This is a genomic window from Priestia sp. P5_B4 (assembly GCF_056400385.1).
This window is the reverse complement of the sequence record NZ_JBFULJ010000719.1, coordinates 1-1957: the sequence shown is the minus strand read 5'-3', so window position 1 is coordinate 1957 and position 1957 is coordinate 1. Positions and strand designations below refer to the sequence as shown.

Here is a 1957-nt window from a genome sequence, read left to right as displayed (position 1 = left end):
TACCTGTTTTTTGAAGTAAAGGCAAGCTTCCGCCTCCACCTCCGATAAAGATAAACTTTGCCGTGTGGTACTCAACTTTTCCGCTGTCTACATCTGCGACTTTTACTTCCCACATACCGTCACTTTTACGTTTAATATCTTTTACACTTCGTTTGTAATGAACGTGAACCCCTTTATTCTTCAGGTGGTCAAACAACATGCGTGTTAAAGCACCGAAGTTTACGTCTGTTCCCGAATCAATTTTAGTTGCGGCAATTGGTTCATTTGACGTGCGCCCCTTCATGATTAACGGAATCCATTCTTTTAGTTTGTCAGGACTGTCGGAATACTCCATTCCTTGAAACAACGGATTGTTTGACAGCGCTTCAAAACGCTTTTTCAGAAACGATACATTTTTTTCCCCTTGTACCAAACTCATATGCGGAATTGGCATGATAAAATCTTGCGGATTGCGAATCAACTTGCTGCTTACCAGATAAGACCAAAACTGTCTTGATAGCTGAAACTGCTCGTTAATTCGGATCGCTTTTGTTATATCTATAGATCCATCAGCTTTTTCTGATGTATAGTTTAGTTCGCACAGCGCAGAATGGCCCGTCCCTGCATTATTCCATTCGTTCGAGCTTTCTTCYCCTGCRTCTGCGAGTTTYTCAAATACTTTRATKTCCCATTCMGGYGCTAACTCTTTKAGTAAWGATCCCAAMGTTGCGCTCATSACTCCGGCMCCAATTAAGATAACGTCTGTTTTTTTCTGTACGTTGCTCATTATAACCTTCCTCATCCCCTATATTTGTAAAAAGATGTAGGCGCTCCTGCTTACGTAGTAAAAAAATTCAGGTGCGACCTAAGAACACACCTTTTTCTGTCTCACTTATAACTATATCACAGTATAATTGTCTGATGATTATAAACTATTCAAAAATGATAAAAAAGTGAGAAAATCGCCCACAAATTCCAAAAAACTTATTAAATTCCGTCTGCATTTTCTTTTATTAGGAAACTGTTATACCTACTTTTAAGTATCAAAACAAGAGTTTGAAAAATAACAAACTATTCCAAAAATTCAAATTAAAAATCAAAATAACTTTCTTGAAAATTTCACCTACTATAACTATACTCACTCGAACGAACAAACAGCACTAGAAATAGAAAAGCCTTCATTCTTTTTGACTAGTTATACGTAGACGTATATATGTATAGAGCACCGGCTCGTCCAGGTGCATTTTTAGAAAAATAAGTATATATTGCAATGACTAATTTTCAGCTCATATTGCAAGTTACAATATCTATGTCATATAACATACCATGAAATAAGTGAATAAGTAAATGATTATTCAGAAATTTATGTTATAAAACCTAACATGTATGTTGACTTTTACATAGGACATACTTAACAGTAATTTACATGCTCCTTTCATTTTAAATTTGTTTAATTACTTTATTTATGAGCCATGGTTGTTGATGAGTTCAATCAAAATAAGCCACGATTAGCACGTGACTTATTTTGATTCTTATTGAGCTGGTTGAATATCATCTTGTGTAAACGTCCAAACACCACGATTTTTACTAAAACCGCTAAATTCAAACTTAAAATCGCCTTCTTTTGGTATATCAAACGTTGCAATACCGCTTTGTTTTTCTCCTGGTGAAATGTTTCCGTTCAAATGATTCTCTGTGGCACCAGAAACAACCGTAGCAAAGTATTGAGTGTCTCCTTTTTGAATATCAAAATGAAGTAGCTCACTTATTTTATGATTTTTCTTTCCTTTATTCTTATATTTTGTTTTCTATTCATATTTTTAAAACTATATTAATCTCTCTTACTTAACTCTTCACTTACTTCTTTTTATTCAGTATCATCATCAAACATTAAATTATCCATTTCTTACCTGTCTCTTGCAACTCCTTCTATCGTCTCAATTAAATTTTTTACCATTTCAAGTGTAATCTCTTCTTC

General features: G+C 34.3%; 1 protein-coding gene and 1 pseudogene. Both read right to left on the bottom strand.

Features of this window, described 5'->3' with window-relative positions; all coding sequences use genetic code 11:
• A partial coding sequence (locus AC1DRF_RS25140; RefSeq protein ID WP_477741974.1) for an FAD-dependent oxidoreductase occupies positions 1-766 on the bottom strand: 766 nt, incomplete at its 3' end.
• A gap of 745 nt (positions 767-1511) precedes the next feature.
• Positions 1512-1763, bottom strand: a pseudogene (locus AC1DRF_RS25135) (DUF4352 domain-containing protein); the annotation flags it as partial.
• Between the last annotated feature and the right edge of the window lie 194 nt (positions 1764-1957).